The organism is Hymenobacter sp. HD11105 (assembly GCF_054051685.1).
In genome coordinates, this window is record NZ_JBSWBR010000002.1 from 254,947 (window position 1) to 280,074 (window position 25,128).

Sequence of the window (25,128 nt, forward strand, 5' to 3'; positions counted from 1 at the left end):
GCTACTTCTTCCTTAACGCTCATCCATGCTTGCTTCCAAGTGGTACGATTTGATCGGCGTGCGCGCGACTGAGGTCAAAACGGTATGGCTATTCTTTCTGCATAACTTTCTGTTGGGCATCGGCACCGTTCTGGTGTACGTGTCGGCCAACGTTATCCTGCTCGAAAACAACCCTGAGCGCAACCTGCCGCTAGCTTACGGCATAGCCGCCCTGGCTATGATGGGCGCCGGCAAGGCTTACACCTACTTCGAGCATCGCTTGCCCTTGCAGCGCCTCACCGTGCGGGTGTTACTAGCAGTGGTGGCTTTTACGGGCGTAATCAGCGTGCTGGTGGCCGTGGGGCACTCAGTGGCGGCGGCCGTGGCAATTATGGCGGGCTACCGGGTTATCTATCTGCTTACTAATCTGGAGTTTTGGGGTGTGTCGGCGGTAGTGTTCGATGTGCGTCAGAGCAAGCGTCTGTTTGGGCTTATTGGCTCCGGCGATATGCCTGCTAAGGCACTGGGGGCCGTTTTGGCTTTGCTAGTGCACGCGCATACTGAGTTATTGTTTCTGCTGTTGCTGGCTTTTGGTGCTTATTTGGGCGCTTTGTACACCTTGCGCGCTACGCTCAGCTCGCACGCCGTAGAGGCCCGGCCGGCTCCAAGACCTCAACGCGTCACTGGCCTGGCTCCGGGCTTGCAGCGCTGGTTTGGGGATAGCCAATTGGTTTTGTCTACCTGCCTGAGTATCACGGCCATTGCGGCCGTCACGGCGGGGGTAGAGTATTCCTTCTTTGTCAACGTCAAGCACAAGTTTCATGACCAGGCTACCGTGATGCGCTACGTCAGCAGCGTGCTGATTGTCACTTACTTGCTGGCCATGCTCTTCAAAATGCTGCTTACCCAGAAGGCCCTGGAGCGCGTCGGGATTCGGCGGATGCTGGTGCTGCTGCCGGTGGCGGTGCTACTGGGCTTGCTAGCATTTGGCGGGCTGTGGCAGGTCGGCGCTAATGATTCGGTGCTGCTGCTGTACTTCTGCGGCTTGTATCTGGGGCTGGAAGTGCTGCGCCGTGCGGTATTCGATCCGGTGTTTCTGGTGCTGTTTCAGCCTCTTTCGCCCCCTGAGCGCCTGCGAGCGCACACGCGGGCCAAGGGCTTCTACGAGCCGCTGGGTCTGGGTCTGGGGGGCTTTTTGCTGTTTGCCCTGCACGATCAGTCGGACCTAAATAAGTGGGTACCCTTCGCCTGGATGGGCTTATTTGCCGTTGGGGCGCTGTTCTTCGTGCACCGCACCTACGGACACTATATGGCCGAGCTTCAGCATGCCCTCGGTCGGCGCTTTGGCGGGGGGACGGACGCTGAAACTTCATCCAGCGACTCTTTATCGGAGGATCAACTCACGGCCAGCCTCGGCGACGTGCCGCAGTTAATTGAAGCACTACAGGATAAAACCCAACGCAAAGCCGCCACGGCGCGACTTTTCCAACTCGGACCGGCCGCTTTGCCCGAGTTTATAGAAACCCTGAACGCCGCCGATACACCCAACGCGCTGGTGCGGCGCGTGGCCCAGCTTTGTGCCCGGCTGCCGCTGCCCGAGAGTCGGGAGGCGCTGGTAGCGCTGGCCCGGCAGCCCAACCTGCACCGGCGCGAGGCCGCCTTGCGAGCACTCCGCAATTTTGCCCCCCAGCCTGCCGAAGCGTCCATATTTCAGGCGTTGGTGCAGGAAGAAATGCGGCTGGCCCAACAGCTGTTGCACGGCGAAGCCGACTTCAGCCATCACGAGCTGCGCCGCTGCCTGCAATACGAGCTGACCAAAGTACAGCAGCGGATTTTTGGCCTTCTCCTGCAATTGTATCCGCCCCAGCTCATTGCCGATGCCCAGCGCGGTGTAGCCCACGCGGCACGTGAGCGGCAAGCCAACGCCCTCGAAATTCTCGACAACATCATTCCCCGCTCGCTTTACCAAGGCCTCCAAGCCCTCCTCGATGTGGCGCCGGTAGCCGAAAAAGTGCGCGTATTCGATCAATTGCTAGGACCAATTACGCAACCAGCCCGCGTGGTGCCATTCATCATACAGCAGGGTGAAGCATTCTTCTCCGACTGGACCATCAGCGTGGCCTTGCGGCACTGGCACCCCGACGCCAGCACACTCCCCGCTATCCAGCCGTATATGCATAGTGCTAGCCTGCTTATTCAGGAAAGTGCCTTCTTTGTAGTGAAAAAAGTAGCGGACCGCCAACCCGAACTTTATCAACAGCTTACGCATTCTGAGCCTGCCTTACCTGCCTTGCTTATGAGCCACACCCACGCCTCTACTGACTCCGTTTCGGCCCGCGACCGAGTGCACGTGCTTCAGCAAACTGCCCTGTTTGCCGAGACGCCCGAAAACGTGCTGAGCAGCATTGTGCCCATCATGAAGGAAGTTAGTTTTCTGGACGGGCAAAAGATTTTTTCTAAGGGCGACTTGGGCACGTCTCTGTTTATCGTGTATGCCGGCGAGGTCGAGATTTTCAACGGCGCCCAGCGCCTCACCACTTTCCACAAAGGCGACTTTTTTGGTGAGCTAGCCCTGCTCGACGCCGAACCCCGCTCCGCTACCGCCGTGGCCCACGGCGAGGTAATTGCTTTCCGCCTCGATCAGGAAGATTTCTACGATGTGATGGAGGAGCGTGGTGAAGTTCTGCGCAACATTATGAAAGTGCTGTGCCAGCGCCTGCGTCGGCAGAATGAGAAAATGCAAACGCAAGCGCCACTCAGCAATCCAGCCTAGCACTAGGGGGCAAATTTGCTCCCCAGCTTAGCGTCTTGGTAAAACATCGTTCGTACGAATGCCTTCAGATTTTAACTGGAGGCATTTCTTTTTCTAGCAACGTAGTCGTGCGCACCCGACGATCAAACCGTTCCAGCACAATTGGGAAGATAACCAACTCGCCATAAAGGGCCCCGACAATGGAAATAGCCGTGAGCAACCCAAAAAGCTGCACCGTTTTCAGCGAGGCCAGCAGCATTACCGTGTAGCCTAAAAAAAGGATAACGCTAGTCAGGAGGATGGTGGGGCCGATGTGGGCGACGGTGGCCAGGCGGGCCTGCGCGGGCGAGAAGCCGCGGTGGCGGTTTTGCTGGTAGGCGTGAATAAAGTGAATGCTGTCATCGGTGCAAAAGCTGAGCACGATGGCGGCAATGCTGGCCGTGGCCGTGTCGAGGGGGATGCCCCACCAGCCCATCAGACCAAGCAGCACGAGCACCGGAAACAGATTGGGAACCACGGCAATAAGTGCTAGCCGGAAGCTGCGGATAAAGCCCCAGGTAAGCAAAAACACGAGCCCGAAGGACGTGAGCAGACTATTGGTTTGTGAAGTGGTAACGTAGTCGGTGATGCGGGCATACATAGGCTGGTAGCCGGCCGGCGTCACGGTGGCCACCATCCCGAGCGTAGCTGCCGCAATGCTCATCACCGTATCCATTTTGGCGGTAAGTTGCTGAGCCGACAGCATGCGCCCCGACACCGTAATACGCCCGGTGCCGCTGGATTCGTGCACAAACTGCTGAGTGAGAGTTGGATAGTTGGAGTGAAGCTGCTGATGCACTGCTCGCAGCGCCCCCTGGCTGCCAAGCGCCCGCCCAGCATTGCCCCGAAACTGCGCTTCCAGCCCCGCCTGATACAGGGACTGAAACCCAAATACCCGCCCCACTCCCGGCACCGTCCGCACCGAGTCGGCAAACGCCACGGCCGCCCGTAGTACCCGGCCGCTGTCCAGTGCCAGACCCGGCTTGGGCTCAACCAAAAGCTCCAGGGGCATATACGGACCCCACGCCGCTTCCATGGCCCGGTGGTCGGTGACAGTTATGTAGTTATCAGGTAGATACCCCAGCGTATAGGTGTCGTTGCGAAGCTGGGGCGTGCCGGCTAGTAGTCCTAGCGTGAGTACCATTGAGCCAGCAGCAAAAAGCCGGCGCTTGGCTAGGACAAACGAATAAAAGCGAAGCAGACCCTGGCTGGTAGCCCGCGTGGGGCGGGGCGCTGGCTGAGTGAGGGGCAACACCAGCACGCCCAGCACAAAGGTGAACACAAAGCACAGCGCAATGCCCAGAGCCGCGAATAAGCCGAAGTTTTTCAGAATGGCCATGGGGCTGGTGAGCAGCGCCAGGAAACCAGCAATGGTGATAAACATTGTGAACAGACAGGGCTGAAACACGTTGCGTAACGCTTGCAGCGCACTGTCGCGGGGCGAATCGGTGGCGGCCGTGGGCAGCAGGTTGCGCTCATTCACCACGTGCATGGAATCCATGAAGCCCAGCAGGATGATAATAATGGGCAGCAGCACGGTTAGCAGATTGATGCGGTGGCCGAGCGCCCCATAGATGCCAAAGGTGAGATAAGTAGCTATCCCAACGATGCCCAGGGTATAGAGTAGAAGGTAAAAATTGCGGTAGATGACCAGGAAAATGGCAAACATCAGCAAGTAGCCCAGCCCCAGAAACAAGCCGAAATCGTGCTGAGACAAGGCATTCAGACCAGCATAGATGACGCCCACGCCGCCCAGAAATGCTTGCTCATGGGTGAAATGCCGGTACACTACGGCCTGCACTTTCTCCAAAATTGCCCCCCGCCGGTTGTCAAAATCGGGGAGCTGGCGCAGCACCACCAGAAAGCGAGCCGCGCGGTAATCGTCAGTGAACAACTGCTGGCGCAGCGTCGGCAGCTCCCGTAGCGACTCACGCACGCGGCTGGCCGTGGCCCCAGGTGGCAGCACCGGGCGCGGTGCTGCACCCAACAGGCTGGTGCGGGCAGGCAGCGTCGCGTTGCCCGCGCCCACGACGCTGGCTACTTCCGGCAGTTTTTCCAGCTCCGCCGTAAGCGCCCTGAACTTTTGGAAGTAGGCTGGGGCCAGGACCGAATGGGCATCTTGCACCACCAGAATCACCACTTCGTCGTTGCCAAAGCGAGCCTGAAAGTCGTGGTAGGCTGCCAGCGCGGAGTCTTTATCTAGAAACCAAGCCGAGAGGTTGTTGTCTACTACTGCGGCGGCTTTTGCTCCCGGCCACAAAGCCATGCAGGCTACCACAGTTAAGAGTAGCAACAGGTAGCGAATCTTGTGGAGGAAGCTCATCTTTACACCGGAAGAGGTGCCTAAAATAGCGCTTCCCGCATCATGAACCTGAAAAACCTAGCTGCCTATTTGCACGAGCGTTTTCCCCTCGTCAACATGGCGTTGTTTGCCATCCTGTTTGCCACGGTATTCACAGTGGCGGGCCGCGCCGCTGCTGGCCCAACTGGCCCGCTGCCACGCTTCGGTTTGAGCGAGTTGGGGGGCATTTTGGTCACTATATCGTTCTTTTTCCGGCTGCGGGTGTTCGATGAAATCAAGGATTTTGCCTCCGACGCCGTGCTGTATCCGCAGCGGGTGCTCCAATCGGGTCGGGTGAACCTGGGGCAGCTGCAAGTGCTGGCCTGGGTGGGGGCCGCGCTGGAGTTGGCTTGGTCGGTGCACCGCGGCTGGCCCGCTACGTTGGGCTGGGGGCCATTATTGGGCTACAGCCTGCTGATGCGCTACGAGTTTGGAGTGGCCGAATGGCTGCGCGCCCGACTGCTGCTCTATGCCATTTCCCACATGGTCATTATGCCGCTGGTTATCAGCTGGCTGTGGCTGGCTTACGCTCCAATGATCTTATTCTGGCAAGAAGGCGGACTGCTGCTGGCCCTGCTCAGCTTGCTGGGCGGCTTTGCCTTCGAGTTGGCCCGCAAAATCCGGACAAGCGCCGCCGAGCGGGAAGGCGTTGATTCCTATTCCAAAACCTTGGGCTACGGCGGCGCCATAGCGGCGGTGGTGCTGGTGCTGCTGAGTAGCGCCGGGGTACAGGCCCGTCTGTTTTGGCAGCTGAGTGCCGGCTGGGGAGCTTTTTTGCTCCTGGGCGGGCTGCTAATACTGACAGTGGCCGTGTACGGTACGGCCCTCGTTCGTCCCCGCGAGAAACTAGTGCGGCTAGCGGAGCTACTAGTATCGCTGGCTATGCTGGTGAGCTATGTAGCGGTAATCGTGAGCTTGCGATGGTAAGCTTGTGTACTTGAGGGTGGCTAAATATAGGCAGTCATGCAGAGCGGAGCGAAGCATCTTGCGTGCTGACGTCTGATTACTAATCTAAAGGCGCACGCGAGATGCTCCGCTCTGCTCTGCATGACTGCCTATTGAAGTCAGTTACTAAATAGCTAATTAGCCATTCAAGGTAGAGGTGCAGAATGCCGACATGATAAACAATCTTTATTTCGAATTGACACCACTTATATGATTCTATCCGGCTCTCAGCTTACTGCTGACCGGGCGCTGGGCGGCAAGGCGCACGGCCTGCGCCGCCTGCGCGCAGCCAGTGTGCCCGTTCCCGATTTTCTGGTTATTCCGGCCGATACGTTCGATGCGGAGCTGCAAGGGCTGCCAACCGACTCCGAGGGTCTCATTCAGCGACGCGAGCGGCTGTTTCAGTTTTCGCTGGCCGCCGCTGACCACCAGCAGCTTGTGCGCCTGCTCGTTAGCTGGGATTTTCCGCAGCAGCCCGTAGTCGTGCGCTCCTCCGTTACCGACGAAGATGGGGTACACACAGCCTTTGCCGGCCTCATGGACTCCTTCGTAAACCTGACCACACCCGACCAAGTAGCCATCGCAGTAGCTCATTGTGCGGCCAGCGCTTATTCGGAAAGGGCAAATAGCTACCGCCAGCTCAAAGGCTTAGCGGCAGCCCGGCCTGCGGTTATTGTGCAGCGGCAGGTGATGCCCGTGACCAGTGGAGTGCTTTTTACGACGCTGCCCGAATATCCGCAGGAGCTGGCTGTGCACGCCGTTTGGGGCTTCGGCGAAGGACTGGTGGGGGGCATTTTTGAGCCCGATGAATTCTATTTTTTTAAAAAAACGGGTCAGCTGCACCGCCACAAAATTGCCCACAAGCCTCAGCAGCTCAGTGCTAATGTGGACTTGAATCAGCCGGGCCTACAACCAGCCGACGTTCTTATTTCCGACCAAGACCAACCTTGCCTAACACCTGCTCAGCTCACCGAGCTTTTCGCTATCGGTAGCCGATTGGAGCGGGAGTTGGGCGGCCCTCAGGACGTGGAGTTTGTGGCCACCGCCAGCGACTTATGGATTGTGCAGGCCCGGCCCATCACCCAGTCCATTCCGGAGGTGGTTGTGTACGACAATTCCAACATTCAGGAAAGCTACTGCGGGGTGACCACGCCGCTCACGTTCAGCTTTGCCCAACGCGCTTACGCCACTGTGTACACCCAAACCATGCGCGTGCTCGGGTTGCCGCCAGCCCGGATTGCAGCCCAACACGGAGTAGTCTCGCAGCTGTTGGGTCTGGTTAAGGGACGGATTTACTACAACATCAACAACTGGTACCGCGGCCTGCAATTGCTGCCTTCCTTTCGGCAAAATAAAGCCGACATGGAACGCATGATGGGCCTGGAAGAGCCTGTAGACTTTGTGCAGGATCAGGAAAAAACCTGGGCCGATAAACTCCGGCTCCTGCCCAGCCTGGCCGTAAATATGCTGCGGCTATTGCGGGCTTTCTCGCAGTTGAAAACCACAATTCCGGCTTTCCATGCTCACTTCCAGCAGCACTACCAGCACTTCTACGCCCAACCCCTGACCACACTCGAGGGCCCTGCGCTGCTGCGCGTGAAAGCGGAGCTGGACACGCAGCTGCTCGGCAACTGGACTACGCCCATCATCAACGACTTCTTTGTGATGATGAATAACGGCAAAGTAGCCCGCGGCCTGAAAAAAGCGGGTGTTAAGGATACGGATGAGTTTCTGAGCCGCTACCTGTCCGGCGACGACCAGATTGCCAGCACCCAGCCTACGCACCAGATGCAGGCCCTGGCCCGCCAAGCCTGGCCCCAGGAAACCCTACGCCAGCTGATTCTGGATTTGCCCCCTGATGTGCACGAGCAAGTCCGACAGACGGCACCCGAGTTTTACCGCGCCGTAGAAGACTTCATCGGGCAGTACGGCGACCGCACCGTGGGCGAGCTGAAGCTGGAAACCACCACGATGCGGGTGGAGCCGGCTGTTTTTTACAAATATCTGCGCAATTTCCTGCTGACCAAGCCCGCCCCACTGCCCGCCACCAAACCCGTAGCTCACCTCCACGAGCAGGCCCGCGCGGAGCTCCTTGCGCTACTGACTAAGCGCTCTATTTGGTTTCGAAAACGCTTGTGGGCGAACCTGAACAAGCTACAACACGCCATCCGCTACCGCGAGTCGTTGCGGCTGGAGCGCACGCGCCTGTTTGGCATGTACCGGGCGTTGTATCTGGCAATGGGCGACAAGTTGCTGATAGAAAATAAATTGCAGGAAGCGCGGGAGATTTTCTGGCTGACCGAACAGGAAATAACCACCTCATTTGCCCCCCAGCCGGGTCTGGAGCTGCAACAATTAGTGCAGCAGCGGCGCGCGCAATTTGCCCAGTATGCCCGCGAAGACGTGCCTTCCCGTGTCACCGTTCCCAGTCCGCCCACCGGCCCCGATTTGCCCCCCAGCCGGTCGGATACGTTGATGGGCACCGGCTGCTTTCCCGGCACGGCCGAGGGCGAGGTCATCGTCATCACCGACCCCGGTGGCGACCTGAATGTGACGGGCAAAATCGTATGCGCCCTCCGTACCGACCCTGGCTGGGCGGCCCTGTTTCCGATGTGCCGGGGCGTTATTATCGAGAAGGGCTCCTCGCTTTCGCACTCCGTTATTCTATTGCGGGAGCTAGGTATTCCAACCATCATCAACGTACCCGCCGTGACCAAGCATTTGCAAACCGGCCAGCAAATCCGCATGAGCGGCGAAACCGGCGAAATCGAACTGCTACCTTCTTAAAATCTGAAAGTGTCTAAGCAGTCCTTAATAACTTATTAGAACGTCATGCAGAGCAGAGCGAAGCATCTCGCGTGTTTAGTGAGAGTAGTAATTCAACGAAGCGAGCGAGATGCTTCGCTCTGCTCTGCATGACAATAACGGATTCTTAAATAGCTTCACTAGTCTCACAAATGCCTTCAATCAGTCAGCTGCCTTTCACAGAGTCGCTCAGCGCGTCATTCTTTGAAATTCCGGCTTGCATCTACCAAAATGCCCCCCAACAGTCTTACGAAGAAAGAAATGCCGTAAATCAGCTGTTTCGTGCGGAGGCGGAGCGCAACGACATCGTGGTGTTCACGGACCACGAAAACCTCCGGTTGGTGGGTATTTATCCGCACGGCAGCACCCAGGCTTATTTTGGATTCTGGGAAACCATTGATGATTTGAATCTGAATCAGGCTGCGTTCGAGTTGCTCAGCGCGGAGGCTCGCCGCCGAGGCTGCACCCAACTTATTGGGCCGCTAAATTTTAACACCTTCTACGCGTACCGGCTGCGGCTTACGCCCGCTCCAGCCTGGGGGGCATTTGACCGGGAACCCACTAACCCAGCTTACTATCCGACCTTGCTCGCCCAGCTCGGCTTCGCCCCGACGCTCACCTTTGAGAGCCGCCTCATTCGCCCCGACGTGGTGCCGGCGGTGTATCTGGATAAAGCTAGTCTGCTGGCGGCCCTGGAGCAGATTCCTTACGAATTTATTCCGCTGAATCCCGATACCTGGCAGGAGCACGAAACGGAGCTGTTTGAGTTAGTGAATCAAGTATTTAGCGCTAATCCGGCCTACCGCAGCATTCCGTTGGCGCAGTTTCAGCGGCTGTATAATGCGACGTATGCGGCCAAACTTTGCCCGCATACGTCCGTGCTGTTTCGGGCGAAAACCTCGGGCCAGTTGGTGGCTTTGAGCTTTTGTCATCCCAATTATGCCCCCTTGCGGCTCGGCGCCGTAGTTCCCGTCTTTGCCCGCGATTATCCGTTGTTGCCGGAGAGAACCCTGCTGGCCAAAACCGTAGGTGTGCACCCCGATTTTCGTAATCAACAGTTGATGAACTACATGGGCGCTTATGGCATGATGAGCTTTCGGGAGTTGTACGACCAGGTGATTTTCTGCTTGATGCGCTCCGATAACTTTTCCCGGCATTTCACCGACGGTTTACCGGCCGAAGTCGCTCAGTACGCTTTATTCAGTAAGAACTTGTTGAGATAAGGGCTGAAGCTGGGCCAGCGTGTCGAAATAGCTGTCCACCACCCGCGGTAGGAAGGGGTAGGGGCTAACCGTGTGCGCCATCATGTACATGCCTAGGCGATGCAATCCGAAGTCCAGGGCAGCGTAGCCCGCGCCTTCTAGAAACTCTGCGGCATCGGCGTAGCGGCCCGTGAGGCGGTGCAGAGCTTGGCGGTAATGCTCAAAGTAGGTGCTCCGCAGGTGGTAACGGTCCTCGTCGAGCACGAAGCAGAGGAGCTCAACCACGTCGTATTGGGGCACGTGGTAGGTGGCTAATTCCCAGTCGTAAGCGCACAGGCGCAGCTCATTATCCACCAACTTAAAGCAGGTGTTGCGGGGGTTCAAGTCATTATGAATAAGTGTCTTATTCATGCCGGATAATGCCCCCCAGTAGGTTGGAATCAACTCGATGGCCGTGCGCAGCTCCCGCACCCGGCTCTCGGGGTATAGCTCGGGAAAGTGATTGGCCGCGTTCAGTAGCAAGGCTTCCCAAAGGGGAGTAAGCTGGTACATGTAAGCGGGCGAGTGCAGATCATCCCAGAGGCCAACGGGCTGGGGCGGCTGCGCTACCAAGTGGCGGGCGTGCCATTCAGCCAACTGCTCCAGGGCCGCGCGAATATGCGCATCGGCCCAGGTCTCGGGCGCCATAGCGGAGTTAAGCAGGGTCACGTCCTCCAAGTATTCGATCAGTACGCAGTACGCTTCCTGCTCGTCGTTGGCATAAAGCCCCCACACTTTAGGCATGAGGGTGGAGGCGTGGTTTTGGTACACTTCCACCTCGCGGCAGTGGGTGTGCTCGAAGCCGGTTAACGAAGCGAAATCGGGGTAAACCTCGGCCAAAGGGCCCCAACAGGCTTGCGCCAGATTGGTGAGCATGGCCGAAATTTCGCGACCGGGAGGCTTTACTTTCAGCACCATACGCTGCACTTGCACCTCGCCATCAATTTCGAGAGTTACGGCCAGGCCAAAATGCCCAATCGTTTTCTCCGTAAGTCCGGCCGTGAGCGTGACCAGAATGCTGGCCGAGTTGTCGATGGGCAGAGGCTCTACCGACCGCACGCGGATAGTTTGATCAGGGGCGTGCGCCTGAATTATTTGTTCCAGAAAAGCGGCGCTGAAATAGTCGGGCGCATTCGTCTGCTTGATGGCCGGATAAGCGAGGGCGGTTGAGGCGAAATTAATCGGTGCCAAGGCCGAGTCCAGTACCCGCACGTTGCGGAAATAAAAGCAGGCATCCTGCGCCGACAATTGCTCCGACAGGGCAGCATTCAGCGGCAGCCAGGCCGAGGCCAACTCGCCCTGGTTTTGCAGCAGATTCCAGTACACGAGGCGCAAGGGGCTGTCGGCGGACGGGAATAGGCTTTGACTGACCTGCTGAAACTCTTCCGGGCTGGTGTACTCAAAAATGTTGGACAAGCTGGCCTTCGTGACGGTGCGACCCGCCGCCGTGTGCAGGTAGCTCACGGCCTCTTCCGTCACCACGGTTAGCTTGCCCAACTGCCGCCGCAGCCGTTGATGATTAGCGCGTTGGTAGCAGGGGGGCAAAATATCTTCCGGCAAGCCTTCCGGTCCGAAGAAGAAAAACCGGAAAAAGAAATTATCCCGCACCAGCTTAGTGCTGATTGTTTCTTTCAGGCGCGCATAAAAAGCTTCTCCACCCGATTCTAAGGCATATTTAAACAAAGCCGGATGGCGACCTTTGCTGAGGTTGGCCTCGTCAAAGTAGGTAGTAAAACGCGTTTGAAAGGAAGTGCCGTCTAGCTCGGCCGCGAAAAAGTCGCGTTGCTTTTCCACCGAGTCGAAGGTGATAAGCTGGCGCACTTTAGCCTGCTCTGCCTCGTCGAGGCTTGATAGGAAGCCGGTGATGTAGCTTTCCAGCTTACCAGCCGTAAGAATGCCCCCCGGATGGCTCTCGAAAAATGTGGCCCAGTATTGCTGCATGTCTGCCGGGAGCGAGTTAGCAATCTTCGCCCAGGTTTGGGCTACGGCCGGAGTGCCGTCAAAGCCCATGAGGGCGCGCAATACCTGCGGCTCGTGGCGCAGAATGAGGTGACACTTGAGCAGCAGCAGCTTATTCTGCACCGGGTTCAAGTCAATGGCCGTCACGTAGCGTGGGTTTTGCAGCAGCGCGTTCAGCACGTTGCACCCGGCCGAGGTAATGACCAGCACATGGTCGGTGGGCGCGATGGCGAGGGCTTGATAGAGCGTGCGGCTGTCTTCCCACACCAAGGAATAGCGGATTCGGTCCAAGGCGACATTATAGAATTCTGAATTCATGGCTAGGTGAGTTGGGCGTACAGAATTTTAGAATGATGGCGAGAATCTACGGGCAAGGTTGAGCGAAAATGGATAGTGTAATGGAGGGCTCCGTGGAAAGTTTTGGCCAGCAACTCTTCGACATCCTGCTGACTGGCAGAGCCTTGGATAAATATCGTAAATCCCGCCGCATCAGAGCGGGCGGCCACGCGCTCTACGCCCGGTAGGTGATAGAGCAGGTGTTCCAACTGATAATGCTGCACGCCGCCGTGTAGGCCTTCATTGCCCTGACGGCCAGTCAGAAACAGTTGGCCATCAGCAAGGTAACCATAGTCGCCGGTAGCTAGCCACTGTCCGGGCTGGGCGGTGGCTACGTGAGGACCTCTAACCTGAATCTCGCCCACCATTGAGCCTGGTTCCAGACCACTATTGAGCTGCCCCAGGGGGCAAATTTGCACTTCCAGCGCCGGATGAATTTTGCCGACGCAATAGCCCGCCAACGGATTGGCTACCTGCGCGCTTACTTGGCGCACGGCAATCGGCTCGGCCTCCGAAGAGCCATAAATGACGTGCACCGCGGCGTTCGGAAAGAACTGCCGCAACCCCTGTACTAGTGGCTCAGGTACCGGCGACCCACCGATGCCGATGCCCACTACTCCCGGCAACTGCCTGGGGTGCTGGCGGAGGTAGCTAAGCAGGGCATTGAAGTAAGCAACATTACCCGTCATCGTCTCGACCTGCTCTCGTACCAGCTGGTCCAGCACGCGGGCCGGCTCTAATTGTTGAGTAGCGCACCAGGGGACATCAGGCAGGATACTGACCACGCCCGCTGCCATATTATGCAGCAGAATGTTCGGAAACAGTGGGAAGTCGCGCTGCCCTGCCCAAGGCGGAAACACAGCCTTGATGGCCTCGTGCTGAGCCCGCAATACCCGATGACTACGCCGCACGGCTTTGGGCTGTCCCGTAGAGCCGGAGCTGTGCGACACCAGCGCAGATTGCGCCCCGTCTAATGGCTCGGCAGGCGTTAACTCCCCGGCCGCCGACAGGTGAGCTACCGCTGTCACCTTCAGCCGGAAAAGCCAAGCCAGCAGGCGGGACGTAGGGCGGAGGGGGCGCTGAGTGAGGACAGCGCGAATATTGGCTTTACGCAGAAGCCGTAAAATAGCGCTAGGCGTGGCAGCAGCTGGTGGCAGCACCGGAACACCCCCCAGCGCCATCACGGCCAGTAGCCCGCAAATGAGATCGAAGCTGACGGGCATGACGAGCAACACCGGCTCGCCCGCCCGCACCGACGTGGCTTGCAGAGCCTCCCGCATAGCCTGGGTGCGGTTGAGAATGGCCTGCCCGGTGTAGGAAACAGGAGCATGAAGCTCACCAGCGGGCCACACCAGAAACACCTGTTCGGGCTGTTGAAGAAGCGTGCGGCGAATGGTCTCAAAGAAGTTGCTATTCACGGCTCGCTGGCTATAAGTTGTTGGTGGGCAGGGTTCTAGTTGAGCTTTTCTTGAAACGTGCGCAAAAGTCATGTCAGCTTTTCGCTTAGTGAGCGCTAAGGCCGGATGGACTTCCGGCGCATAACAATATCTAAAGGTGCTAATAAACCAGAGCTTGCAACAACGAAAAGTAAGCTTAATCAGACCTTTCTTTAGCTTGTATATTTAGCTTAAGTAATTGTAAGTCAATATTTTGTTAAGTATTATTTTAGACTTTTGAGAATGAGTTTAGCAGGGCATCATCGTATGCTAAAGTGCATCTGCTCGCTTTGCGCTCTAAGTCTCAAAATGGACTAAGTTGCCTTAGGCGGTACCCCATTCAACACTTCAGCCTGCTGCTGGGGGGCAAATTTGCCCTCCAGCAGCAGGCTGAAGTGTGTTTGTTCAGTTAAAAGCGATTATTCCAGCTTGAAGGCGGCTTCCTGCACATCCCGGGAGTTACTACCAACAAATACCTGAAAGTCGCCGGGTTCTGACACGAACTTCAGGTCGTTGTTATAGAACTTCAGATCATCAGGAGTGAGGCGGAAGGTGAGGGTTTTGCTTTCGCCTTTTTTCAACATCACTTTCTGGAAGCCTTTCAGCTCCTTGACGGGCCGGGAAATAGAGCCGACCATATCGCGGATGTAGAGCTGGGCGGTTTCTTCGCCGTCGTAGTTGCCGGTGTTGCGCACGGTTACGCGCACTTCGAGGGGCTCGTTTTGCTTGATAGAGGTTTTGCTTAGCTCGGGCTTGCTGTAGCTGAAGGTGGTGTAACTCAGGCCATAACCGAAGGGATACAGCGGATCATTGCTCACGTCCAGGTAGCGCGACTTGTACTTATCGAGCTTGTCAGTGCCGTTGAAAGGGCGGCCGGTGTTTTTGTGGTTGTAAAAGAGCGGCACCTGACCCACGACCTGCGGGAACGTAGCCGTGATTTTGCCCGATGGATTGTAGTCGCCAAACAGCACATCGGCAATAGCGTTGCCGCCCTGGGTGCCCGAAAACCAGGTTTCCAGGATAGCATCGGCATTTTGGTTTTCCCAGCTTAGCGCCATGGGCCGGCCATTCATGAGCACTAGCACCAGCGGCTTACCGGTCTTTTTTAAGGCTTTCAGCAATTCCATCTGCGGGGCCGGAATGCTTATATCGGCGCGGCTGGCTGCCTCGCCTGTCATGCCCTGCGACTCGCCTACGGCGGCTATAATTACGTCGGCACTTTGGGCGGCTTGCACGGCCTCTTGAATCATTGCTTCGGGCGTGCGTTTGTCGATATTTAGGTCGCCACCGTGGGCGTTTAGGCGCTCAATCATCTGCCCGTCATCGGTGATGTTGGCACCGTGGGCGTACACCACTTTCACGCCGCTAGCTACGTTTTTGATGCCTTGCTCCAGCGAAACGGCCTGCTTCCAGTCGCCGGCGCCGCTCCAGCTACCAATCATGTCGCGTTGGCGGTTAGCTAATGGGCCTATCAGCGCAATCGTGCCCGTCTTTTTGAGCGGCAGCGTGTTCTTGTCGTTCTTGAGCAGCACTAGGCTCTTGCGGCTGATGTTGCGGGCATCGGCGATGAATTCCTTCTTCATCATGGTCGCCTTCGCGCGCTTCTCCGTCACGCCGCGGTAGGGGTCTTGGAATAGGCCGAGCTTGTACTTGGCCTCCAACACACGGCGGCACGCTAAGTCAATTTGCTCCTGCTTCACTGAGCCGTCTTTCAGGTTTTGCGCCAGATTTTTCAGGAAAATCTCACCCACCATATCCTGGTCGGTGCCCGCGTTCAGCGCCAGCGCCGACACTTGTGCATCGTTACCCATGCCGTGCTGAATCATCTCATTAATGGCAGTGTAATCAGTGGCTACGAAGCCATTGAAACCCCATTGCGTGCGCAGTAGGTCGGTCATTAGCCACTTGTTGCCGGTAGCTGGTACGCCGTTAATATCGTTGAAAGACGTCATTACAGAGCCTACACCGGCTTCGATGGCGGCTTTGTAGGGGGGTAAGTATTCATTGTACATGCGCACTAGGCTCATGTCAGTGGTACCATAGTCGCGGCCAGCTTCGGCGGCGCCATAGAGGGCAAAGTGCTTGAGGCAAGCCATGACGTTGGTAGGCTTGCTCATGTCGTTGTCGGCACCCTGGTAGCCGCGCACCATCACGCGGGCAATTTGGGAGCCTAAGTAGGGGTCTTCACCGGCGCCTTCGGCAATGCGGCCCCAGCGCGGGTCGCGGGCAATATCTACCATAGGCGAGTATACCCAATTGATACCGTCGGCGGCGGCTTCTTCGGCCGCAATGCGGGCGCTGCGCTCCATGGCGGCTAAGTCCCAACTGGCGGCCATGCCTAGCGGAATGGGGAAGATGGTGCGGTGGCCATGTATAACATCGTAACCCAGAATCAGCGGAATCTTCAAGCGCGATTCTTTCACGGCTAACTCTTGCAGCTTGCGCGCCGCCACCGGCGTGTAGGTATTGAGCACCGCCCCCACATTGCCTTTCCGAATGTTAGCGTCTACGTCTTTACTAACCACCGGCCCCGTCACGTCGAAGCCCACCGACACGAGATTCAACTGGCCAATTTTCTCCTCCAGGGTCATCTTTTTCATCAGCGCCTCCACAAACTGATTCATCTTCTGGGTATTAACACTGGAAGGCGGAGCAACAGCGGTCTGGGCTTGCAGCGTCGGGCTCAGCAGAAGCCCTAGTGATAGGAGCAAGGCGGTGCGGAACGTTCTTTTCATGTGGGAAAGGATAGGATGGAATTGGAGTGCGAACAGAAGGTAAAAAGCCCCCCAGACGGAGTACGAATGCTCAGCTTCTGCGGCCGTTCAAAAACGTTTGTCATGCAGAGCGGAGCGAAGCATCTCGCTCGCTTCGTTGAATTACTACTCTCACTAAACACGCGAGATGCTTCGCTCTGCTCTGCATGACGTTCTTTTTATGTGGGTGAGGCGTTTCAACGATGAGACACAAATACGTGTCTCTACTTGGCCGTCACGATTGGTATTCGGGTGGAAATGCCGTTTTCGTTGATGGCTTCGATGGTGAAATAATATGGGAGTTCTTTGTCCATGCCTTTGAAGTAAAATTCGGGTGAGCCATGCACCATGATGCAATTGTAGAGCTTATCGGGGCTGATACCGACGTGGATGTTGTAGGCGTAGGCGTTGTCGACGGCTTTCCATTTCAGCCAGGCGCTGCGCTTGTCTTTTTCTGTCCGTAGCACGATAAAGTTCTGCACAGCTTCGGGGACTGAGCCGTTGCCTTTACCAAATACCCGCAGGCCGCTGATGGCAAATTTGCCGGTGGGCATGTGAATGTTTTCGAGCTTTAGATAGCGCGTTTTTACTGGCTCGGTCAGCTCGATGTAATCGTGGGGAACATCGTTTTTGTTCTGGCTTTTATCCACCAGCATCTTCCATTTTTTGCCATCAAGGGAGTGCCAGAGCTTGTACTGATGATACGTGCCTTGTTGCTTGCCTAGAAATTCTGCGTCTTGATCGGCGTAGTTTATCTGGATGGCGTGCACCGTGCTTAGGTTGCCCAAATCCGTCTGGAGGTATTCGCCTTTGTTGCCCGTGGCGGCGCTCCAGTAGGTTTTGATGATTTCATCGACAGCGAAGTTGGGAGAAAAGCCCCCCAGGGTCGATGACACCTGCACCGGCTTCTGATAGTTGAGCAGCATCCAGCCCGCAAAGCGGCTTTTGAGGTGGTCGGCGGGACCGTTGGGCAGGTAGTGCGGATAGTCGCCAAACATGGTGTTGCTGTACAGCACGCCGTCTTTATCGAAGCCCGCGGGCCACAGCCCTAGGCGCCGCTCAAAGTTGTTTTTCACAGATACAACCATCGTGGAGAGGTGCCACCAGTTGCCGTAGGTATCCTGGAAAGTGTTGCCGTGGCCAGCACCACGGGCAAAGCCGCCGGGCTTGTAAGCAAACGGGTTGTGCGGCTGTGGCGTGAATGGACCTAAGGGCTTGTCGCTCACCTGCACGCCGTCGGCGTACCCGCTGAATTCGGTGCCGGGCGCGCCATATTGGAGATAATATTTGCCGTTGTGCTTGTTCATCCAGGCACCTTCCATAAACGGGTCGAGGAAGGTGTTATCGAGGTATTCGCCAAATCGCTGCCACCCAAACCGCTCGTCATTCAGCCCAAACATCTCCTTGGGTTGCCCGATTGGTTGGAAAGTCTTGCGGTTGATTTGCTGGCCGTAAAGCGGAAACTCGTTGCTGCTGCCCCAGTACAGATACAACTTACCATCATCGTCTAGGAAAAAAGCTGGGTCCCAAGCACCGATCTGAAAGGGCTCCACGGCTTCTTTCCACTCGTTGGCCTTGGGGTTGGTGCTCATCCAGATCGGGAAGTTCTTTTCGTGTGTTGAGCCAAATACAAACAGCGTATCACCCATTACCCACACGGCCGGCGCGCACAAATCGTCATATACTTTGTGGTGGGGCTTGAGAAAGGAGCGCGAAACGAACTTCCAGCTATAGAGGTCTTTGCTGTGCCAGTAGCCCCATTGGTTGGTGGAGAAAAGATAGTAATCGCCCTTGAATAAGGTGATGACGGGGTCAGCCGTAGCACGGTGCTTGCCCGAAACCGCAAAGTCAGGGATGGGCGTGTAGCCGTAGTCCAAGTTCAACGGATTGCAATACGTCCGCTGACCAGGGCTGGCAGTTGGTTGTGCTCGAGCAACAAAACTTAGCAACACAGTAAAGCACAAGAGCAGGGTTCTGAGCATAATTAAACTAAAAATCGTCTGTCATGCAGAGCAAAGCGAAGCATCTCGCGTGCTGATGTTGCCACACTAAACAACTAAACACGCGAGATGCTTCGCTCCGCTCTGCATGACGGTTTGAAGAATTACTTCTTAATCTGTGGGCTTTCAAAGCCGAGTTTGGTGAGGCCGCGCTGTACGTCGGGGCTGCTCATAAATAGCTTCCACAGCAAGCCCGTGCGGTGGTTTTCAATCATGACGATGATAGGGCCTTGGTCGATGGCGAGGTGGGATTTGGCGTACCAATTATGGTGCTCGCTGAAGCCGTCTACGAAGCCGTATTCGCTCCATATTTTGTCCCCCAGGTCGTTGTAGAAGTGCTTCAAGGCAGCCATTGATTCAGTCGGTGCGTAAGGCATGGCCGATAAGGCGGCGGTGGGCGAAATCACACCTAAATCCTCGGAAGGGGAGTGGGCCGCGTAGCCTTTGTGGCTGTCCGAGGCGGTGAGGCCCCAGCTAGTGGGTCCGTAGCCTTTAAACTTCTTTGGGTTATCGACGCAGTAGGCATAGTTAATGCGGGTGTGCGCCTGGTTTTGCTGCATGTAGTCGGCGTACTGGTCTTTGAGGCCGCGCGGATCGATACCTAGGAAGGAATAATGCGAGAAAAACAGCGGCCCGCCGTAGTCGAAGCCCAGCGGAAGCTTGATTTTGTAGAACTCCTTACCATTTTTGAAGTAGTCGCCGGTGGCCCAGCCCTGGTCGTACACTTTCTTGTCGATGGCGTATTTAGGTGAGGAAGCGGCCAGCACGTAGGTGATCAGGCACTCATTCCAGCCGTGAATCTGGTGGTTCATGCTCCAACCGTTGTTGGGGCTCCAGTGCCAGTAGAGCACGTTTTGCCCCCCTTGGGTGTGCCAGTTCCATTCCACGCCTTCCCACATCCACAGAATGCGGTTGCGCAGTTCCTGCTCGGTTTTGGTTTCCTGAGTGAAATATTGGCGGGCGCAAATCAGGCCCTGAAACAGAAAGGAAGTCTCCACTAAGTCGCCGCCGTCGTCTTTTTGGCTGAAGCGGATAACCTTGCCGGTCTCGCCATTCAGCCAGTGCGAATACACGCCATGAAACGAATCGGACTTCTCCAGAAACTTGACGATTTTAAGAATGCGCGCCGCGGCTTCTTCCCGCGTTATCCACTTTCGCTCGGCTGCCACGATGATGGCCATAATGCCGAAGCCCGTGCCGCCGGTGGTTACTACCTCGTCGCCGTACTCGTAGGCCACGTTGCTCCGCTCGCGCGCCATGCCCGACACCGGATGCCCGAAGTCCCAGAAGTACCGAAACGTTTGGCGCTGCACTTGGTCCAGCAGCTGCTCATCGGTGAGGTTGCGGGGGCGCTGGCGCGGGTCGAATTTGGTAGTCTGGGGGGCTTTTTTGGGGGCTGGCTTTTGCTGGGCTTGCAGCAGGCCAGGCGGTAGGAGCAGACACAGGAAAAGGAGGAGTTTTGCTTTCATAAGTCAGCTTATGCGACGTGTAGCTAGAGCTAAAGGCTAGAAGTCTAGTTCCTCTCCTCAGCTGAGGAGGGGCTAGGGGTGGTTGGCCGGAGCGTTGGTTTGGTAAACGATACTGCAGGCGGTCATGCAGAGGCGGAGCCGAAGCATCTGGCGTGCTGATGTCTGATTACTACTCTCACTAAACACGCGAGATGCTTCGGCTCCGCCTCTGCATGACGAGCTTGTAAACAACTAAACAACGATTGCCAACCACCCCCAACCTCTCCTCAGCTGAGGAGGGGAGCTAATCTTCTAGCTCTATTTCTAGTATTGTTTACCAGTGGCTAATTAATACCCAGGGTTCTGCGTGAGCTGGCCGCCGCTGAGGTCAATCTGGGCTTGGGGGATAGGGAATAGCTCGTGTTTGCCTTTCACGAAGGTTTTACCTTGAGCAGCAAAAATTGGGACGATGCGACCGGGCTGTACGGCTTCCTGGCGTACTAGGTCAAAGAAACGGTCGTGTTCGAGGGCTAGCTCCACGCGGCGCTCCTGCCAGATTTGTTGGAGCGTGGGGGCCGTTCTGCCTGGTAGGCCCGCGCGGGTACGCACGGCATTCAGGCTGGTAGTTGCCGCAGCGGTATTGCCGAGTTGCAGAGCGGCTTCAGCGTTTATGAGCAGGATTTCTGCGTAGCGCAGTACCCGTATGTTCTTGGGTAGGTAATCGTTGTTGCCGCAGTTGGCTTCGCGGGTGCGGCTATGGTAGGCTTTGTAGCTGTAGCGGAAGCCTTCCACGGAGTCTTTGCTCGGGATGCGGAAACCGTCCCAGAGCACGGTACCAGTGGAGCGCTGCCCAGCGGGAGCTGTGGGTTGAATGAAGATGATGGTGCCGGCGCGGCGCACATCGCCTGGCTCGTAGGCATTGGCCAGCGACTCGGTGGGCGTGTTAAAGCCGAAGCCTAAGTCAGCCCAGCCGCCCCGGCCCCCGGCGCGCGGACCCTGCGATACGGTGTACAGTTCTACGGCCGAGTTGTTGCAGGCCGCATTGACGCCCGTCTGCACCTCGAATATGGACTCCGACCCGTTGGCCCCCGCTGTACGCCAGATCTCGGCGTAGTTGGGTTGCAAAGCATATGCACCTGACCGGCCCTGAATAATCTCGTTGGTCAGGGTAAAGGCCTGCTGATAATTACGGCGGTACAAGTACACTTTAGCCAGCATACCTTGGGCAGCGGCTTTCGTGGCGCGGCCTGTTTGCGTGGCACCTTTCAGCGGCAGGTTATCGGTCGCAAATTGTAAGTCGCTGATGATGAATTCGTAGATCTGTTCGGCGGTGGCGCGCTGCTGAAACTCCGGGCTGTTGATTTCCGAGGTTAGCGGCACCCGGTCGAGCAAGGGCACGCCGCCAAACAGGCGCACCAGGTTGAAATAGAAGTAGCCGCGCAGAAAACGCACCTCCCCAATCAAGCGATTCTTCTCGGCCTCGGGAGCTGGGCTCAGCGGAATTTTGTCGAGGGCCTGGTTGGCGCGAGCCACGGCTTGGAAGTAGCCATTCCAGGCATTGTTGGGCGTGCCATTGGCGGCCGTGAGCGTGAAGTTATCGATGGTAAGAGCGTCGCCGTAGTCGGCGGGGGTACTGCCTTTGTCGGAGTCGTCGGAGGCAATATCGGTCATAATAACGTGCTGCAAGCCATGTACATCGGGGCCGAAGCCACCTAGATACATGACGTTGTACACGCCATCAACCAGCTTTTGGGCCGCGGCGGGATCAGTGCGGATAGCGTCTTCGCTGAGCTGGCCCTGGGGGGCTACGTCGAGGAAATCTTTGCAGCCGCTGACTATCGCCAGGGTCAGGGCCAGAGCGGCCGTGCCGGCGCGGCGCGGGAAGGAGGTGGGAAGTGAGAAATACATCGGCGTAGCTTATTTGAAGTTGATGTTCAGCCCCAGCGTGATGGTGCGGCTAATGGGGTACGAACTAGTAGTAGCAGTAAAGCTGTCGATACCTGAGTCCAGCGGACCGCCGGAAAGTTCTGGGGAGAAGCCGGTATAGTCGGTGATGGTGAATACGTTTTGCGCCGAGACAAACACGCGGAAGGCAGTCATGCGGAAACGCTCCAAGGTCGCGCCTGGGACCGTGTAGCCCAGAACGACGTTGGTAAGGCGCATAAACGAGCCCGATTCCAGGAAGTAAGTCGAGTTAGGCATGCTGGCCATTAGGGCGCGCGGGTCGGTGTTGGAGGGGTTGGCGGCCGTCCAGCGGTCGTTGGCAAAGCTGGCTTCCACGTTGTCGTTGGTGGAGTTACGCTGCTGCTTTTTAGCGTTGTACACCTTGTTATTCAGGTTGCCCGAAAACACGAAGGAGAAGTCCAGGTTGCGGAAATTTAGCCCCCCATTGATGCCAAAGTAGATGGGCGGCTGATAGGAGCCAAAGTAGGAGCGGTCCTGCAAGTCAACCACGCCGTCACCGTTCGTATCGGCATACTTCAGGTCGCCTACTTGGGGGTTGAAGGTAGAGCGGGGGCCGCTGGTAATCTCGTCGGCGGTTTGATACACACCGATGGCGTCGAGAAGGTAGAAGCTGCCGGCCGCTACGCCGTTGTCGGAACGGGTCACGTTGTTGGTTCCAGCGAACAATGCCTGCCCGCCGTTTAGCTCGGCAATACGGTTCTTGTTAAAGGTGGCGTTTGCCCCAATGTTGTAGCTCCAATCGGCGCTTGCGCCAATATTCGTGCGCCAGTTCAGACCGACTTCTATGCCTTTGTTGGTGATGTCGGCGGCATTGGTGATGAACTGGTTGTTAGGGTCGCCCAGGATACCGGGAATGTTGACCGGAATCAGCGCGTCGGAGGTTGTCTTGTCGTAATACGTTACTTCGCCGGTCAGGCGGTTATCGAGCAAGCCAAACTCTAAGGCGATGTCGTACTCAGTAGTGGTTTCCCAGCGTACATCCCGGTCTTTGATTTCAGTGATGGTAGCGCCCAGCGCCGGCTGGCCGTTGAACACGTACGGAATGTTGGTGTTGGCCGTCACGATGTAGGTATCGGCAGGAATCTGGTCGTTGCCGAGCTGTCCGTAGCTGGCGCGCAGCTTCAGGAAGTTTAGCATACTGTTATCCTTCAGAAAGGCTTCGTCCGAAATCACCCAGCCCAAACCCACTGAGGGGAAAAAACCGTTGCGCTGATCACGGTTGAACCGCGAAGTGGCGTCGTGGCGCAGGTTGGTGGTGAGTAAGTAGCGGTCGAGGAAGGCGTAGTTGATGCGGCCTAAGTAAGAGAGGCGGCGGTCCTTGGAAGCGCTCGAGCCATTCACCGATGAGTTGGGGTCGCCGGCCACGATGTACCACTGGTCGCGGTCGACGGGCACGTCGCGGCGGCCCGCTGTCACTTCATCTCGCAAGCCTTCTTCCACCACGTTGCCTACCAGCACCGTAAGGCTATGCTTGTCGTTGAAGCGCTGCTGAAAGGTGGCAGTGTTCTCCCACAAGTAGCGGTTTTCGTTAACCCGGGTTACGTTCAGACCGCTGCGATCAGAGCGCTGGTTGCCGCCTGCGGCCAAGAAAGTGTTCTCGTCGTTGAGGTAGCGGAAGTCATACACGCGGCGGTTGTTGTAGTTCAGGTCCACGTTGAAGGCCGAACGCAAGGTTAGCCAAGTGACGGGCTTTACATCAACGGCTACATTGCCTTGCAAGCGGTTTTCTAAGGAGCGATTGTCGTTTTTTTCGAGGTCAATCAACGGGTTGCCCACGTTGCCGAAAGCCGACGTATTGCCGTATCGGTCGTTTTGCTTGGCTGGAATAATAGGTGCCGCGCGGTAAGAGTTGCCGTAGGCGGCCCCAATATTTACGTCGCGGGTATTAGCGCGGCTAAATGAGGCCTGCGAGCTAATCGTGACCTTATCGGAAATATCGAAGGCCGTGTTGGAGCGCACCGTTAGGCGTTGAAACTTGTTGTTGATGACGATACCATCATCCTGCAATAGGTTGCCGGAGAAGTAGTAGCGCACATTCTCGCTGGCGCCCGACACGGCTAAATTGTGGTTCTGGAAAGTACTGCGGCGCAGAATTTCATCGTACCAGTCGGTAGTGCCCGAAAAGTCGGGAATGGTGGTATTGGGCGAAATGTCGCGGAGGTAGCCTACATACTGGTCTGAATTGGCCATATCCACGAGGCGGGCGGCCTGCTTGAAGCCGCCGGTGGCACTGTAGCTCAGCACCGGCTTGCCTTCCTTGCCTTGCTTGGTTGTGATAATAATGACGCCATTTGCCCCCCGGACGCCATAAATGGCCGCCGCCGAGGCATCTTTCAGCACGTCGATGGTTTCGATGTCGGCGTTACTTAGGTTACGGATATCAGTGGTTTGCACCCCGTCTACCACGTACAGCGGGTTGGCGCCAGCCAGCAGCGTGCCCGTACCCCGGATCCGCACGACGGGCTGGGAGTTGGGCTGGCCGTTGTTGGTGATTTGCACCCCGGCAATCTTGCCTTGTAAGGCCTGAGTTGCTGTTTGTACCGGCTGATTCACAATTTCGGTGCCCTCTACCCGCGCGATGGCGCCGGTCAGGTCGCGCTTGGCTTGGGTACCGTAGCCGGTTACTACTACCTCGCCCAGGGCCTGGGTGTTAGGCGCCAGATTAATGTCGATGGAAGTGCGGCCGCCGATGGCTATTTCCTGCGGATTATAGCCCACGAAGGAAAATACCAGCGTCCCGTCGGTCGGGGCCGAGATGGTATAGCGGCCGTCGGGGTCGGTGCTGGTGCCGTTGGTAGTGCCTTTGACTACCACGTTCACGCCGGGTAACCCGCCGCCGGTTTCATCGATCACGCGGCCAGTTACGGTGATGTCGGCCGGGGTTTGAGCCAAGCTGGCACTCTTTGCAGGCGCCACGGCAGCGGTAGCCGCTACGCTGCTGATGCACAATACAACCCCCAACCCAACTATGGTCGTGAGTTGCTGCACCCGCCTGGGAAGCCCAGGAAACTGTAAAAGAGGGATCATATAAACGAAGGGTTTGGGATGGGAAAGGAAATGCAGAAGGATATGCCAGCTTCATGAGTGCGTCGGGGCCAGAAGTTTGCCTCACGAAGCACTCACCAGTTG

General features: G+C 56.9%; 12 protein-coding genes. 4 read left to right on the forward strand and 8 right to left on the reverse strand.

Annotated elements, in window-relative coordinates:
• The first annotated feature begins 25 nt into the window (after nt 1-25).
• Nucleotides 26-2,752 carry a cyclic nucleotide-binding domain-containing protein gene (locus ACW9KT_RS07570; protein WP_457078958.1) on the forward strand — a complete coding sequence of 909 codons (2,727 nt, stop codon included), beginning with the start codon at nt 26-28 and terminating at the stop codon, nt 2,750-2,752.
• A gap of 64 nt (nt 2,753-2,816) precedes the next feature.
• On the opposite strand, the gene ACW9KT_RS07575 is transcribed toward ACW9KT_RS07570, so the two are convergent.
• Complete coding sequence (locus tag ACW9KT_RS07575; protein WP_457078960.1) at nt 2,817-5,093, reverse strand: efflux RND transporter permease subunit; 2,277 nt, start codon at nt 5,091-5,093, stop codon at nt 2,817-2,819.
• A 42-nt stretch (nt 5,094-5,135) separates the two neighbouring features.
• Here ACW9KT_RS07575 and ACW9KT_RS07580 point away from each other — a divergent pair, with 42 nt between their 5' ends.
• The 3 genes from ACW9KT_RS07580 to ACW9KT_RS07590 all read left to right on the forward strand — a co-directional run bounded on the left by ACW9KT_RS07580 (nt 5,136) and on the right by ACW9KT_RS07590 (nt 10,084).
• Nucleotides 5,136-6,038 (forward strand): hypothetical protein, encoded by a 903-nt coding sequence (locus tag ACW9KT_RS07580; RefSeq protein ID WP_457078962.1) that lies wholly within the window; start codon nt 5,136-5,138, stop codon nt 6,036-6,038.
• Between the two features lie 228 nt (nt 6,039-6,266).
• Nucleotides 6,267-8,843, forward strand: coding sequence for a PEP/pyruvate-binding domain-containing protein (locus ACW9KT_RS07585; RefSeq protein ID WP_457078964.1), 2,577 nt, complete (start codon nt 6,267-6,269; stop codon nt 8,841-8,843).
• A 170-nt stretch (nt 8,844-9,013) separates the two neighbouring features.
• The gene (locus ACW9KT_RS07590) at nt 9,014-10,084 is read left to right on the forward strand and encodes a hypothetical protein (RefSeq protein WP_457078965.1); all 1,071 of its coding nucleotides are present in this window, start codon (nt 9,014-9,016) and stop codon (nt 10,082-10,084) included.
• Here ACW9KT_RS07590 and ACW9KT_RS07595 read toward each other — a convergent pair.
• The 7 genes from ACW9KT_RS07595 to ACW9KT_RS07625 all read right to left on the reverse strand — a co-directional run bounded on the left by ACW9KT_RS07595 (nt 10,058) and on the right by ACW9KT_RS07625 (nt 25,026).
• On the reverse strand, nt 10,058-12,379 hold the full coding sequence (locus tag ACW9KT_RS07595) for a DUF3419 family protein (protein ID WP_457078967.1): 2,322 nt from the start codon (nt 12,377-12,379) through the stop codon (nt 10,058-10,060). The two genes, ACW9KT_RS07590 and ACW9KT_RS07595, sit on opposite strands and share 27 nt — an antisense overlap.
• Before the next feature lie 2 nt (nt 12,380-12,381).
• Nucleotides 12,382-13,815, reverse strand: a complete 1,434-nt coding sequence (locus ACW9KT_RS07600; protein ID WP_457078969.1) for an AMP-binding protein — start codon at nt 13,813-13,815, stop codon at nt 12,382-12,384.
• 437 nt (nt 13,816-14,252) lie between these two features.
• A complete protein-coding gene (gene bglX, locus ACW9KT_RS07605; RefSeq protein WP_457078971.1) occupies nt 14,253-16,568 on the reverse strand; it encodes a beta-glucosidase BglX in 2,316 nt (771 codons plus the stop codon).
• Between the two features lie 242 nt (nt 16,569-16,810).
• Complete coding sequence (locus tag ACW9KT_RS07610) at nt 16,811-18,463, reverse strand: family 43 glycosylhydrolase (protein ID WP_457078973.1); 1,653 nt, start codon at nt 18,461-18,463, stop codon at nt 16,811-16,813.
• Between the two features lie 227 nt (nt 18,464-18,690).
• The gene (locus tag ACW9KT_RS07615; RefSeq protein ID WP_457078975.1) at nt 18,691-20,055 is read right to left on the reverse strand and encodes a glucoamylase family protein; all 1,365 of its coding nucleotides are present in this window, start codon (nt 20,053-20,055) and stop codon (nt 18,691-18,693) included.
• Between the two features lie 327 nt (nt 20,056-20,382).
• On the reverse strand, nt 20,383-21,942 hold the full coding sequence (locus ACW9KT_RS07620) for a RagB/SusD family nutrient uptake outer membrane protein (protein WP_457078977.1): 1,560 nt from the start codon (nt 21,940-21,942) through the stop codon (nt 20,383-20,385).
• Between the two features lie 9 nt (nt 21,943-21,951).
• Entirely contained in the window at nt 21,952-25,026 is a 3,075-nt protein-coding gene (locus tag ACW9KT_RS07625; protein WP_457078979.1) for a SusC/RagA family TonB-linked outer membrane protein, read from the reverse strand.
• Nucleotides 25,027-25,128: the final 102 nt, after the last annotated feature.